Origin of the sequence: Avibacterium sp. 20-132, assembly GCF_023611925.1 — a bacterium.
In the GTDB taxonomy this organism is placed as follows: Bacteria; Pseudomonadota; Gammaproteobacteria; order Enterobacterales; family Pasteurellaceae; genus Avibacterium.
In genome coordinates this window covers 1,846,705-1,861,614 of sequence record NZ_CP091456.1, presented here as the reverse complement: position 1 = coordinate 1,861,614, position 14,910 = coordinate 1,846,705, and the positions used below count along the sequence as shown (strand labels likewise).

General features: G+C 39.2%; 12 protein-coding genes. 3 read left to right on the top strand and 9 right to left on the bottom strand.

The window, feature by feature from the left end:
• Window positions 1–7: 7 nt before the first annotated feature.
• The 9 genes from L4F93_RS08915 to L4F93_RS08875 all read right to left on the bottom strand — a co-directional run bounded on the left by L4F93_RS08915 (window position 8) and on the right by L4F93_RS08875 (window position 11,479).
• A complete protein-coding gene (locus tag L4F93_RS08915; protein ID WP_250349958.1) occupies window positions 8–1,168 on the bottom strand; it encodes a DUF6396 domain-containing protein in 1,161 nt (386 codons plus the stop codon).
• A 190-nt stretch (window positions 1,169–1,358) separates the two neighbouring features.
• Complete coding sequence (locus L4F93_RS08910; RefSeq protein WP_250349957.1) at window positions 1,359–2,507, bottom strand: SEL1-like repeat protein; 1,149 nt, start codon at window positions 2,505–2,507, stop codon at window positions 1,359–1,361.
• Window positions 2,508–2,630: 123 nt separating this feature from the next.
• A complete protein-coding gene (locus L4F93_RS08905; RefSeq protein ID WP_250349956.1) occupies window positions 2,631–3,794 on the bottom strand; it encodes a DUF6396 domain-containing protein in 1,164 nt (387 codons plus the stop codon).
• A 164-nt stretch (window positions 3,795–3,958) separates the two neighbouring features.
• Window positions 3,959–5,110 (bottom strand): DUF6396 domain-containing protein, encoded by a 1,152-nt coding sequence (locus tag L4F93_RS08900; RefSeq protein WP_250349955.1) that lies wholly within the window; start codon window positions 5,108–5,110, stop codon window positions 3,959–3,961.
• Complete coding sequence (locus L4F93_RS08895; RefSeq protein ID WP_250349954.1) at window positions 5,110–7,065, bottom strand: phospholipase D-like domain-containing protein; 1,956 nt, start codon at window positions 7,063–7,065, stop codon at window positions 5,110–5,112. The genes L4F93_RS08900 and L4F93_RS08895 overlap by 1 nt, the downstream gene beginning before the upstream one ends.
• Before the next feature lie 28 nt (window positions 7,066–7,093).
• Window positions 7,094–7,666 carry a PAAR domain-containing protein gene (locus L4F93_RS08890; protein WP_250349953.1) on the bottom strand — a complete coding sequence of 191 codons (573 nt, stop codon included), beginning with the start codon at window positions 7,664–7,666 and terminating at the stop codon, window positions 7,094–7,096.
• Window positions 7,667–7,720: 54 nt separating this feature from the next.
• Window positions 7,721–8,761: a DUF6396 domain-containing protein gene (locus L4F93_RS08885; RefSeq protein WP_250349952.1), complete on the bottom strand. Its 1,041-nt coding sequence runs from the start codon at window positions 8,759–8,761 to the stop codon at window positions 7,721–7,723.
• Window positions 8,761–10,794, bottom strand: a complete 2,034-nt coding sequence (locus L4F93_RS08880; protein WP_250349951.1) for a phospholipase D-like domain-containing protein — start codon at window positions 10,792–10,794, stop codon at window positions 8,761–8,763. Before L4F93_RS08880 ends, L4F93_RS08885 begins: the two co-directional genes overlap by 1 nt.
• 1 nt (window position 10,795) lies before the next feature.
• Window positions 10,796–11,479 carry a PAAR domain-containing protein gene (locus L4F93_RS08875; protein ID WP_250349950.1) on the bottom strand — a complete coding sequence of 228 codons (684 nt, stop codon included), beginning with the start codon at window positions 11,477–11,479 and terminating at the stop codon, window positions 10,796–10,798.
• Between the two features lie 278 nt (window positions 11,480–11,757).
• Between L4F93_RS08875 and tagH the strand changes: the two genes are divergently transcribed.
• The 3 genes from tagH to tssK are packed head-to-tail and all read left to right on the top strand — an operon-like array spanning window position 11,758 to window position 14,908.
• Window positions 11,758–12,999: a type VI secretion system-associated FHA domain protein TagH gene (tagH, locus tag L4F93_RS08870; protein ID WP_250349949.1), complete on the top strand. Its 1,242-nt coding sequence runs from the start codon at window positions 11,758–11,760 to the stop codon at window positions 12,997–12,999.
• Between the two features lie 11 nt (window positions 13,000–13,010).
• Window positions 13,011–13,562, top strand: a complete 552-nt coding sequence (gene tssJ, locus L4F93_RS08865) for a type VI secretion system lipoprotein TssJ (RefSeq protein WP_250349948.1) — start codon at window positions 13,011–13,013, stop codon at window positions 13,560–13,562.
• A gap of 2 nt (window positions 13,563–13,564) precedes the next feature.
• Window positions 13,565–14,908 (top strand): type VI secretion system baseplate subunit TssK, encoded by a 1,344-nt coding sequence (gene tssK / locus L4F93_RS08860; RefSeq protein WP_250349947.1) that lies wholly within the window; start codon window positions 13,565–13,567, stop codon window positions 14,906–14,908.
• Window positions 14,909–14,910 lie beyond the last annotated feature (2 nt).

Below are 14,910 nucleotides of genomic sequence, written 5' to 3'. Positions count from 1 at the left end.
TTCCCCCTTATTTTTTCAACGGAAGACCAGTTTGCCAATCTAGCCCGGCTTTTTCAGCCAGTTTTTGCATTAACTCATCACTTGGTTTTTGCGGTGAAGGGCCTTCAAACCAACGTTGGAATGCGATTTTACCGTCCCAAGGTGGGAGTTTGGCTGGGGGTAAGGGAACTATTTCATCAAGGTCAGGGACTTTAGGTTGGAGATAGTCTTTCGTTGATAAATAGTGTCTTATCATCTCGTATCTTAATGAGCGTTCTAAATCTGTAGAAAGATTTAAAAAATACATATCACTTCCGTCATCTTTCCTTTTATCATCAAAAGCACTAGATAACCATCCTGCAGAAGAAGAAGAGCCGTTTTTTACCCCTTGATGAAAGGCTTGAATTGCTTGCTTATATTGTCTTTCATCCTGATAACTGATTCCTAAAAACTCCGAAGCCTCCGCTAAGCCTTGTTCTGAAGCACATTGCCTGAGCTGTTCAATTATTTTTAGTCTATATTTAAGCGTTTCAGGATCATCAACTGCACCTATGTATTTAGATACTACATACTGCGCCTCTTTACTACCCAAATCTGCTGCTTTTCTTAAATAGGCATATTTACCGTCTTTTTCTTTGGTGGTGACACCAAAGCCAATATCTAGATGTCCATAAAGCTTATAATATGCCGTCGCCGGAAGTGATTTAGCTAGAAGTTTATTGAGATTATGCACCTCATCATAGCTCGTTGAGGTTAAGGCTCGGTTGGTTTCTAATAAATATTGCAACCTTACATTGGCTTTATAATCCCCATTAGCTGCGGCAACTCGGTAATATGGCAAGAGTTCATTCCAATCCCCTGCTTTCCCTGTCCACATTTTGTGTAAATCTTGATAAAGAGCATAGTTGTAAAGCTGTTGGGTTTCTTCGGGGATTGGTGGTCTCTCTTCGTGAACACAGCTAAACTCTAAAGCGGCAAGTTGTTGCATAACATCCATTTTATACTCCTTTTTCAATTTTTCACTTTCAGCTCTTTCTTTGGCGGTACAACGCTCCGGCCGATAACTCGGCCCCCCGCCCATAAAAATAGGGTTACATTCAAGGTATCTTATGAGAAAAAAAAGCCCTACTAAGCTGGCAATAAGTAGCCCCAATAAGATTTTAAAACAAGTGTAACAACGGTGTTTCATTAGTCTAACCTCGATACTTTCGGATCTGCTCGGAAAAATTGGCGTAAGGGATGTTTAGGCATTTCACCATTTTTTAATTTGGACAAAAGGAAAGCATTATCACCGCACTTTTTACCCTATTTCAAAAAGTGCGGAATTTTCCACCGCACTTTTCTTTCTGCCCTAACTTTAAAGTGCGGTAGTTTTTCCCTTATTTTTTCAACGGAAGACCTGTCTGCCAATCTAGCCCTGGTTTTTCAGCGAGTTTTTGCATTAGCTCATCGCTTGGTTTTTGTGGAGAAGGGCCTTCAAACCAACGTTGGAAAGCGATTTTACCGTCCCAAGGTGGAAGTTTGACTGGGGGGAGAGGAACTATTTCATCAAGATCAGGGACTTTAGGTTGGAGATAATCATATTTAAATAAATAACTATCAATCATTTTATAGCGAGTTGATCTTTCTAAATCCTCTGGAAGATTTAAAAAATTATCATCTGTTCCATCATCTTTACGTTTACCATCAAAGCTACGGGATAAGATAAATGCTGACATATAAGAGCCATTTTTTACCCCTTGATGATAGGCTTGAAGTGCTTGCGAATATTGCTCTTTATCCTGATATCTAATACCCAAAAACTCCGAAGCCTCTGCTGAACCTTGCTCCGAAGCACAACGTCTAAGTTCCTCAATAATTTTTTGTCTATATGGGAGCGTTTCAGGATCATCTATATCCCCTAACATATCTGCAACCACATATTGAGCCTCTCTACTGCCTAAATCTGCCGCCTTTCTTAAATAGGCATATTTACCGTCTTTTTCTCTAGTAGTGATACCAAAGCCAATATCTAGATGTCCATAAAGCTTATAATATGCCGTCGCCGGAAGTGATTTCGCTAGAAGTTTATTGAGATTATGCACCTCATCATAGCTCGTTGAGGTTAAGGCTCGGTTGGTTTCTAATAAATATTGCAACCTTACATTGGCTTTATAATCCCCATTGGCAGCAGCAATTCGGTAATAAGGCAAAAGTTCATTCCAATCCCCTGCTTTCCCTGTCCACATTTTGTGTAAGTCTTGATAAAGGGCATAGTTGTAAAGCAGTTGGGCTTCTTCGGGGATAGGTGGTCTCTCTTCATGAACACAGCTAAATTCTAAGGCAGCAAGTTGTTCCATTTTCTGCATAGTATTTTCCTTTTGTTGTGCTTTTTCTTTGGCGGTACAACGTTCTGGTCGATAACTCGGTCCCCCGCCCATAAAAATAGGGTTACATTCAAGGTATCTTATGAGAAAAAAAAGCCCTACTAAGCTGGCAATAAGTAGCCCCAATAAGATTTTAAAACAAGTGTAACAACGGTGTTTCATTAGTCTAACCTCGCTACATTAGGATAAAAATAGAACAGTGATGCTTAAACAAAAACCATAAATCCGCCTTAATTTTCCACCGCACTTTTTCTGCTCTCAATGAAAAGTGCGGTAATTTTTCCCTTATTTTTTCAACGGCAATCCAGTCTGCCAATCTAGCCCTGCTTTTTCAGCCAGTTTTTGCATTAACTCATCGCTTGGTTTTTGCGGTGAAGGGCCTTCAAACCAACGTTGGAATGCGATTTTACCGTCCCAAGGTGGAAGTTTGGCTGGGGGTAAGGGAACGATTTCATCAAGATCGGGGACTTTAGGTTGGAGATAGTCATGATCAAATAAATAATCCCATATCATTTTATATCTTACTGAACGCTCTATATCTTCAGGCAGATTTAGAAAATCAATATCTTCACCATCATTTTTTCGCTTACCATCAAATCCATCAGACAAATACGATGCTGACATATAAGAGCCATTTTTTACGCCTTGATGAAAGGCTTGAACTGCTTGTTCATATTGCCCTTGGTTTTTATAACCAATTCCCAAAGAAACTGAAGCCTCCGCGACCCCTTGTTCCGAAGCACATTGCAATAATTGTTCTGCCAGTTTTAACCTGTATTGGAATACCTCTTTAGATTCATTCTCATCTTCAATATTTTCAAGCATTTCTGCTACCACATATTGCGCTTCTCGACTACCTAAATCCGCTGCTTTTCTTAAATAAGCATATTTACCATCTTTTTCTTTAGTGGTGACACGAAAACCAATATCTAAGTGTCCGTAAAGTTTATAGTAAGCGGTGGCTGGCAATTGGCTGGCTAACAGTTTATTGAGACTATGTACCTCATCATAGCTATTTGAGGTTAAAACTCGGTTGGTTTCTAATAAATATTGCAACCTTACATTGGCTTTATAATCCCCATTGGCTGCGGCAATTCGGTAATATGGCAAGAGTTCATTCCAATCCCCTGCTTTCCCTGTCCACATTTTGTGTAAGTCTTGATAAAGGGCATAGTTGTAAAGCTGTTGGGCTTCTTCGGGGATAGGTGGTTTCTCTTCGTGAACACAAGTAAACTCTAAGGCAGCAAGTTGTTGCATAACATCCATTTTATACTCCTTTTTCAATTTTTCACTTTCAGCTCTTTCTTTGGCGGTACAACGCTCCGGCCGATAACTCGGCCCCCCGCCCATAAAAATAGGGTTACATTCTAAATACTTAATTAATAAGACAAAACTTACAGGAACGACAATGGCAATAAACCAAAATATTTTTAAACAAGCGTGCTTCATTAATCTAACCTCGATACTTTCGGATCTGCTCGAAAAAATTGGCGTAGGGAGATGAAAAAACACAGATTGATGAGAGAAGTAAATTTTACTGTTGGCATAAAATCTCCTTAATTTCCACCGCACTTTTATTTCTGCCCTAAGTTAAAAGTGCGGTAGTTTCCCCCTTATTTTTTCAACGGCAATCCAGTTTGCCAATCTAGCCCGGCTTTTTCAGCGAGTTTTTGCATTAGCTCATCGCTTGGTTTTTGTGGTGAAGGACCTTCAAACCAACGTTGGAATGCGATTTTACCGTCCCAAGGTGGGAGCTTGGCTGGCGGTAAGGGAACGATTTCATCAAGATCGGGGGCTTTAGGCTGGAGATAATAATAATCAGATAAATAATCCCATATCATTTTATACCTGATTGAACGTTCAAGATCTTTAGGGAGATTTAAAAAATCATTATCTGTTCCATCATCTTTGCGTTTCCCATCAAAACCATAGGATAAGGTAAGAGCTGACATAGAAGATCCATTTTTTACCCCTTGATGATAGGCTTGAAGTGCTTGATTATATTGTCCTTCATCCTGATATCTAATACCCAAAAACTCCGAAGCCTCCGCTAAGCCTTGTTCTGAAGCACATTGCCTGAGCTGTTCAATTATTTTTAGTCTATATTTAAGCGTTTCAGGATCATCAACTGCACCTATGTATTTAGATACTACATACTGCGCCTCTTTACTACCCAAATCTGCTGCTTTTCTTAAATAGGCATATTTACCGTCTTTTTCTTTGGTGGTGACACCAAAGCCAATATCTAGATGTCCATAAAGCTTATAATATGCCGTCGCCGGAAGTGATTTCGCTAATAACTTATTCAAACTATGTACCTCATCATAGCTCTTTGAGGTTAAGGCTCGGTTGGTTTCTAATAAATATTGCAACCTTACATTGGCTTTATAATCCCCATTGGCAGCAGCAATTCGGTAATAAGGCAAGAGCTCATTCCAATCGCCGGCTTTCCCTGTCCACATTTTGTGTAAGTCTTGATAAAGGGCATAGTTGTAAAGCAGTTGGGCTTCTTCGGGGATAGGTGGTCTCTCTTCATGAACACAGCTAAATTCTAAGGCAGCAAGTTGTTGCATAACATCCATTTTATACTCCTTTTTCAATTTTTCACTTTCAGCTCTTTCTTTGGCGGTACAACGCTCCGGCCGATAACTCGGCCCCCCGCCCATAAAAATAGGATTACATTCTAAATACTTAATCAATAAGACAAAACTTACAGGAACGGCAATGGCAATAAACCAAAATATTTTTAAACACGTGTGCTTCATTAGTCTAACCTCGATACTTTCGGATCTGCTCGAAAAAATTGGCGTAAAGGACGTTTAGGCATCTCACCTTTTTCTCTTGCCTCTTGATTTTTTTTAATTAATTTTCCCCATCTATCAAATACCTTTTTAGCATCACGGTGATCATGTAAATCAGGGGGATTGGCATCACTATCATTCTTTGCATGCAAACCCCATAAGGTTTGCCGTAACTCGCGAGCAACTTGCCCATTTTCAATTACTATACCTAACTCGGTATCTTTCTCCATACTGCGAGTATTTAAATTAGCTGAGCTGATTATCGTAAAAACATCATCCATAATGGTAACTTTGGAATGCACATAGACTTCATTCCAACTATTGGCTGAGGCTAAGGTGCAAATGTGACTTTTGATACCCGGTGTTTGGTCAATTTTTGCCTGAAGTTTTTTGAGCAACTCTGCATCTTCTTGCTCAATACCTTTTTCAGCATTCTTTTGACTGCCTTTTATCTCTTTTTCTAAGTCAGCTTTTTGTTTTTTTAGTTCGTCAATGGTTTCCATTGTTGACTTCGGATCAGAAAGCAAAGAGGGCTGTGCTAATTTGAAGTGATAATAATCCATTTCTGCTTGAATTTCTTCAATCTTTAACTGCCTCACCACATTAGGCATCACATCTTGTCTACCTAATAATTTCAACATTTGATTGGTGGTGTAAGTGCCTTTACCAAGCCCATCATCTGAAGAGTTGGTTACCGCAAACCAATAAATTGGGCTGGTTCGCCCTGCTTGGCGCATTTTTTCCCAATGGGCAAGGAATGTTTCAACTAATGGAGGATAACGAAAATATTGATTTTCCGTGTAAATATAACTCACCGTTTTTTTGATATTTTGCAGATAAATTTTTTGAATATCGGTGACTCGTGGTTCATCATAAGTGCGTAAAATTTGGGCTTTAACCTGATGGCCAAATTTTTCATTAGGGATAAACATTTCACGGGTTAGATGTTGTCGTTGTTGGGTGAGATTCTCTGTCGCCTCATAATTCCCTCGATTTTCAAATAATCCATTACGATCCCAAGATTGGCAGAAGTTATAGTTGATATCCCATAACACTTCACCCGTCACAACACTCGACACATCTTGTAACGGTGTATTGACATTTTTTCCTAGGTGAGGAAGTTTGATATCGCCATAATGATGTTCGTTCGTATCCCAATAGTTATCAATCATATTATGTTCCATCACAAAGCCGACTGCGCATTCTGGTAATTCATAATCAATTAACACGGCTTTTTGATGATGAGAAGAAGCGGTGAAAAGCAGGCTTTCGGCTTGCCAAGGCAAATTTTTATCAAAATACTTACGGTTATCAAAGGTGTCATTAAATAAAGCGATACGGCGATTTTTATATTGGATTTTCTTTCTTGCCACTGTGCGGGAAAAAGTAACTAAATGTGAATAATTTTGGCTAATATTATCAAGATCAGTATGCAAGCGCCCTTCAATAGCCATATACCAATATCTATCATATTCTTCTTGCTCTTTCCCCACATCAGCTACACGCTTATGGAACGCACCCGGTTTTCCTCCTAAATTGGCATTCTCAGCCAAAAAAGTTTGTGCATGAAACCACATACTCCAAACCAGTAAACGAATTTGAACATTTTCATACGCTTTGATTATGAGCAAATCCCCAATGCGGTAAGTTTTGTCATCGCTACCTCGCTTAAAACACATAGAGGGCTGAAAGCCCCAAATTGCTATATCAACAGAACGCTTGGCATTGTTAATTGCTTCATACACTTCAGCAAATGCCGTTTCACCATTCACTAAGGCTTTAAATGTCGCATCCACCGGTCGACTTTTATCCCCATTTTGGTAAGTCTCCGCATTATCTAAAAACCAACGCTCTGTTAAAATCACTTCATTTTGATGTTTCGCAAGTTGTATGCGAATCGGTTGTTTTTCCTCGTCCATCACGTTTCCTCCTTAATGTTACAGAAGATTAGCTTTCCGTCGCGATGATATAGCGATCGCCATTTTTAAGCACAAGCTCAAATTCGTTGATGTTTTCTGGAACTTCAAGGTAAAAATCCCCTTCTTCATTAGAAACGCCCTCACCAACTTCACTCCCATCAATGTAAAGCTTATACGGCATTCCTACATATTTCTTTTGCTCAGAAAAGGCTGATTGAAAGAGAGATAATTTAAGTTCCTGTTTTCCCTCTGCACTTTTGCCATGCACGGTTTTTGTGCTGTCATAAACGGTAATCGTTGGAAAGGCATTGACAATCACCCCGCCACAGCTGGTTTTATCTCCCTCTCGGGCTAATGCCTTACCGCCAATAGAGACGGTTTTTGCACCGGCGATAATCACGCCACTATGCCCTGGGCATTCTACCTTATCACCAATACAAGCCGCCGCTTTGCCACCAAAGGTGACTGTAGATTGCCCTCCCACAACCTGGCCAACCGAACCATCGGGGTGTAGCACAGAAGCACCAATATGAGCAGGATTTTTGCCTTTCGGCGTAATAGACCAACGTTGTGGGGAAAAAGTTGATTTTGAGTCTTGCATAATGAGATTCCTTGTCACTAACATCAATACATTCAACGGGCATTGCCTTTTCCCTTATTTTTTCAACGGCAATCCAGTTTGCCAATCTAGCCCTACTTTTTCAGCCAGTTTTTGCATTAACTCATCACTTGGTTTTTGCGGTGAAGGGCCTTCAAACCAACGTTGAAAAGTGATTTTACCGTCCCAAGGCGGAAGCTTGGCTGGCGGTAAGGGAACGATTTCATCAAGGTCGGGGACTGTGGGTTGTAAATAACTATAATCATAAAGGTAAGTTTTAATCATTTCATAGCGTTTTGCTCGTTCTGGATCGTGAGAGATGGGTAAATAATCATATTTGTCCTTGTTAGTCGCTCCATCCCTAAACCCATAATATAATGTTAAGGCTGATAGGGCATTACCATTCCTCACTCCCTGCTGATAAGCATTAAGTGCTTTGTCATAAAGTCCATCAATCTGACGACTTCCTCCAAGCTCTAAGGAAGCCTTGCCCATTCCTTGATCTGATGCACATTGATAAAGTTTTCTCCAGAGCTGGCTGCGCAACTGAAAGCTTTTATCATCTTTGATTTGACCTAAAATTTCAGCCATCGCATATTGTGCCTCTTTGTTGCCTAAATCTACCGCTTTGCGTAAATAGCTATACTCTCCAGATGAGAATACTTTCACACCATAGCCTTTGCTTAAATAAACAAAGTAGCCATAATAGGCGGAAGCTGGTGCCAGTTTTTCTAACTGTTCATTGAGGGTAATGACCTCTTTTTTATTATTTTCTGCGATAATTCGGTTGGAATAGAGCAAGTATTGCAAACGTTTATTGGCTTTGTAGTTCCCGTTTGCAGCAGCAATGCGGTAGTATTTTGCTAAATCATTCCAACCACCGATTTTTCCTTTCCATAAGCGGTGTAAATCATGATAACGTGCGTATTGGTACAGGGTTTCGGTGTCAGATGGAATGGGCGGTAAAACCTCATGAATGCAGTCCACATCAAGACGTTGTTGTAGTTCAGCTTGTGAAAACATACTTCCTCCTTTAGCACAGGCACTGAGTAAAAAACAAATAATCGGGATAAGCCCACGTGTAATATTGCGTTTCATTAATCCAAACTCCATAAACTAAATTGTGTGTTTAAAAAGCGGCGTAAAGGGAATTTGGGTGGTTGTTGTTCCTTTTCTAACTTTTGATTTTTATTCAACATATAGTCCCATTTTTCATACACTTTCGCCGCATCACGATAATGCACTAAATCCGCTGGATTTGCCTCAGGCTCGCCCCCCGTGTGCATTGCCCATAATGCCGTGCGTAAGTGGGTTGCCACCGCACGACATTCGGTGATAATGCCTAATTCCGTATCCACCTGCATACTGCGGGTATTCAGGTTCGCGGAACTAATGCATAAAAAGACATCATTAATCAAGGTGACTTTTGAGTGAACATAAACCTCCTGCCATTGTTTAGGATTGGAATTCATCGCCACTAGGGTGCAAATATGGGTTTTAATCCCAATTTCTGCAGCGAATTGTTCATAAGCTTGCTCAGCAGTCATTGCATCATCCTGTGCTTGTTGCGCTTGTTGTTGCTGATGCAGGCGGAAAAAACGGATTTCATCCGCTTTATACTGCTGCGAATTGGTATAATTCTTCCCCAATAGGCACTGTTTGGTAGTATCCAAGCATCGCTGGCGTGCCAGCTCTTTTTGATAAGCTTGCTTGATGTCTTTTTCACTCACCTCACCAAACACTTTCATCATTTTAGGCAGTTGCTCACCGCGTCCTAAATGTTGGAACATTCGCTGGGTGCTTTCCATGCCACTCCCTAAGCCTGCTTTTGTTGAATTAGTCACCACAAACCAATGAATAGGATGTTGAGGCGTTCGCCCATCTTGTTTCTGCTTTCGCCACATTTCTATAAAACTATCGACCAACGGCGGAAAACGAAAATATTGATTTTCTGTGTAAATGTAACTGGTCGCCTTTTTGATATTCTGCAAATACATTTGCTTAATATCTTCCACTTTGGGCGTGTCGTAAGTGCGTAAAATTTGTGCTTTTACTTTTGTCCCTAATTCACTACGGCAGGGGAAATCTTTCGCTACAAGTGTCTTCTCTCGCGTAAATGTGGCCAATGTCGCTTCATCAACCTGTTGGCTTTGTTCAGACCGTGCGTTGTTATAGTAATTCAGCGTAAAATTATCTTGATTGCGATTCCACGATTGCAGAAAATTTTCATTGAGATTCCACAACACTTGCCCTGTGACAAGGGCGGAAACATCCTGTAACGGCGTTTGAACATTTTTGCCTAAGTTGGGCGCGTCTAAAGGCGGATACTCATAGGCTGGGTCAGGCGTTGCCGTTGCTCGCATAAATTGGTGTGTGTGAGTATCCCAATAGTTATCTACCATATTATGCTCTAGCACAAACCCAACCGCCTGCGTAGGGTGTTCATAATCAATTAATACTTGTTTTTGATGATGACTTGGAAAAAAAGAAAGTGCTATTTTAGTCGGTGGTGAAAGTTCTTCATCTAGATACTTAATAGAAGAGGCTTGTCGAACAAGGCGGTTTTTATATTGTAAATAGGCATATTTTTTCTCTCGACAAAACCGCTCTAAATTATCATAGGCTTGGCGGAAATAATCAGGAATAGTCGCTGGTCGCTGAATACCATTCCCTTGCACCGCCGTATACCAGTAAAAATCATAATACTTTTGTGCCTCTGTAACTTCTGGCTCCCCTTTCTTTTGTATCGGTGCTAAATAAGGCAGATTGCCTAAATTTGCATCGCTAAAGGTTTGAAAATATTTCTTCATACTCCAAACCAATACCTTGACTTTCACGTTATCCAAAGCTTTCTGAATGAGTAAATCGCCAATGCAAGGGGATGTGCCATCACGTTGAAAAAACATTGAAGGTTGAAAGCCCCAAATCGCAATCTCAACAGAGTGTTTTGCTGCATTAATCCGTTGAAATAAACATTCAAATGCTTCTTGTCCATTAATTAAAGGCTGAATGGTAGCATCCACAGGTATGGCTTGAGCATCTTGAGGCTCTTTCAAAAACCAACTGTCAGCGGCATTAACCTGTCGTGCATCAATTGATAGCGTAATGCGACAAGGTGATAATTCGGTCATCTCAATCCTCCTCAATCAATGTCTGATAAGAATGTCGATAATCATCGTGAAATTCCGTTGAATGGGGAAAGTAGCTGGTACTGTGAGCAAGCGGTTTGTCATTATGTGGGTTATCTTCTCGATTTAATAGAAAGGCAAGTCCATTTGATAGCTGTATTTCAATCACTTGTGTTTGTTTCTTTATCTCGAGATAAATATCCCCTTTGTCATCAATAATACCACGGCCAATTTCAACATTGTCCACTTTTGCAAGGTAAGGTACTCCTGCATAAGCGGCTTGCTCGGCATGTGAAGATTGGTATAGCGAGATTTTTAGCTCAACGTTCCCCTCTTCTGTAGTCTTCCCATGAACAATTTTGCTTGTATCATAAACGGTTATGGTTGGAAAGGCATTGATAATCACCCCGCCACAGCTGGTTTTATCTCCCTCTCGGGCTAATGCCTTACCGCCAATAGAGACGGTTTTTGCACCGGCGATAATCACGCCACTATGCCCTGGGCATTCTACCTTATCACCAATACAAGCCGCCGCTTTGCCACCAAAGGTGACTGTAGATTGCCCTCCCACAACCTGGCCAACCGAACCATCGGGGTGTAGCACAGAAGCACCAATATGAGCAGGATTTTTGCCTTTCGGCGTAATAGACCAACGTTTTGGAGAAGAAATTAAATTTGAGTGTTGCATAATGGCGTTCCTTATGCTTATATAGATTGAACATTATTTCAGCATAGTTTATATATGCAATGCAAGCTAAACAATGCTCGACTTTGTATTTATTCATTAAGATGAAAGATTCCACAAAAACATATTTAGTTATATAATGTTTTATGTCCGAGGTTTAAGCAGGGTGTCTGTATTTTGCTTTTCCTATAGGCAGCCTCTTCTTTAGTTGTTAAATCTATTTTTAGTTTTTTTATTATTATCAGTAAAAAAACTAACACAAATTGGTATGGAGCAATAAAATGATAAGCGGAGACAATAAGACTCTAATCCTGAAAGTAACAAACTCTGCAAATATAGAGAGTGGCTGTCAGGCTTATTTTATTTTTGATTACAATGGAGGAACGCTAGGTAGCAGTAAGAATAATCTGTGGGTTATTCAAGATACCAAGAATAACATTCAGCCCGACCAGGCTAGAGTTGAATGGCGAGATAACCATTATTGCTTCCAAGTCACCGGTAAGAATGAGGTTTCGATCAATGGAAGTATGATAAATTCTCGTTCTGGTTTTATTAGATTAAATAAAAGTGACATCATCACCATTGGTAATATAGAGATTAAAGTTTATATTGAAAATGAAAAAGATGTGGATCTTAAATCTCTCGCTCTAGAACCAGTAGAAATTATCGGTACGCAAGATCATTTAAAACACCTAATCGGAGATAAAAAACAATTCTCCTCCCCTCAGAATAAAACAAATAATTTCCTCAAAGAGGATAAAAGTCTAGATCCTTTATCAGCCTTATCTAATGATGATCCAACAGTTTCCTCCACAGGATTATTAAATAATGAAAGTCCATTTACTCACTCTTCGGCTACCTCTTCAAATATAGGACGCGCTACCATGTCTTCATCAAACTTTATTGATTTACCACAACCTGAACAACATCAAAAATCCGAATATATTGAAAATGCATATGTAACTATTTCTCCTTTGCTACGAGAAATGGATACGAAAATACCGTTAAACAATAGCCAAGACATCAATGATATTCTAAGTGAGATAGGAAGCACATTAAAAGCAACAGTTGATGGTCTATTACGTTTACAGCAAGCTCAAAGTAGTTTATCAGATAAACACCTACGCCCTATTGAGGATAATCCCTTACGTTTAAACTTAGATTATCCAGCCACAATGGACATTTTATTTGGGAATCAAAAAAGCCCTGTTCATTTAGCTGCGCCTGCTGCTGTATCTGAATGTTTAAATAATTTACTCATTCATAATGAAGCAAACAAAATGGCTATCATTAGTGCGTTATCTGCAATCTTACAGGCATTCTCACCCGAAATGTTATTGGCTCGTTTTGAAAATTATCGCCGCAGTAATGAACGGCAAGACATGGATCCATCCTGGGCTTGGCGAATGTATGAAAATTACTATCGAGAATTGACTTCAACACGTCAGCAAGGCTTTGAGAAACTGTTTTGGGAAGTATACGAACAAGCCTACGATAAAGCATTACGGGAACAGGGTAAGTAATAGGATTCAGTATGATTAGCAAATTTAGTTTTTTCCTGAAAATTGCCATTTATTTACCAATTAGCATAGTCTTAATTGGGTGCAGTAGCACTTTAGAAACAGCGACAAAAATTGGGCAGATAATTAGTGACCCTAGCACCCCAGTAGGACCAATTGAAGATCGGCCATCTACAATGGCATTAACTTTATTAACTGATAATAATGTTAATCCTAATGATGATGGTGAGCCTTCCCCTTTAGAATTACAAGTTATTTATCTTTCTGAAGACTCAAAATTACTCGCCTCTTACTATGAACAATTTGAAGGAGATAGCTTAAAAGATATACTAGGAAAAAACTATATTTCTCATCAAGATTATGCAGTTCAACCAGATCAGTACAAGGTTATTTCTGATATTACATTAGATAAAGATACACGTTATTTAGGGGTTATTGCCTATTACTCAGATCCAGAAAAAGCACAATGGCGCAAAGTCATTCCAATCAAAGGTAAGGGATACCATTATAATATTTTAGTTTATTTAAAAAAATGGACATTTGATATTAAGGAGTATAAAGAATAAATATGGCAACAAGAAATCGCGTTATTTGGGGAGAAGGGACTTTTGTTAGACCTCAGCACTTCCAGCAACAACAACGGCATTTAGATTATCTACTGTCGAACCAGCTCCTTTCTCTAACAGGGTATAATTATGGATTACAATACGTAGAAATTGATTCGGAGCTTTTGAACTTAGGTAGAATTTCTCTCATCGCTGCAAAAGGTTATTTTTCTGATGGTACTTATTTTGATATACCATCTCAAGATGCCAACCCAAATATTCTTGAAGTTAAACAAGGTGATAATGTCGTTGGACAATGCATTTATTTAGCATTACCTACTTTAACGAATACTATTAATGAAATTCAATCAGAAAATCAAAAAAATAATCATATCGTACGTTATAAAGAAGTTCATGAAGAAATAAGAGATTTGCATACACCTCATGGAGATACTTCAACCATATTTTTAGCTCAATTATCACCACGCTTAATGTTTGAAATGGAAGATAAGAGTGCTTATACCTATATCCCTATTGCTAAAATAAAAGAGCGATTGGAAAATGGCCAAATTATTTTAGATGAAAAGTTTATTCCAACCTGTATGACAATCTCTGCTTCTACGGTATTGAAAGATTTTGTCGTTGAAATGGAAAATACACTGGATCAACGAACATTAACATTGGCATCTCGCATTGGTTCTCCTGGACAGCGAGGCGTTGCTGAGGTTTCTGAATTTTTAATGCTACAATTACTTAACCGTAAGTTGCCATTTTATCGTCATTTAAATATTCATCCTAATTTACATCCTGAATATTTTTATCGAGAACTTGCTTCATTTTGTGGAGAATTGATGGTTTTTACTGATGCTTCGAGAACAGTAAGCCCATTCCCTCCTTATGATCACCTTAATTTGACAAAAAGTTTTCAGCAACTATGTTCAGAAATTAGAATGGCATTAAGTACAGTTCTAACACCTAGAGCAGTATCAATCCAACTTGCTATTAACGAACATGGCATTCGTTCTGCAGCAATTAATGATGAACAATTACTCAACACTGCAACATTTATTTTAGCTGTATCTGCAAGGATACCTGTTGAAAATTTAACTCATCAATTTATGCATCAAACCAAAGTTACCTCTCAAGGTCGCCTACAGCAACTGGTAAGTGTACAAGTACCCGGTGTTTCTCTTATATCATTAGGCGCAGCCCCAAGAGAGCTACCTTACCATGCAGGTTATGTTTATTTTCAGCTAGATACAAATTCAGATGAATGGCAAGAAATTAAACGTAATCGAACTATTGCTTTCCATATATCAGGCGAATTTCCAGATTTAGATATGCATTTATGGGCGATAAGGAATTAATT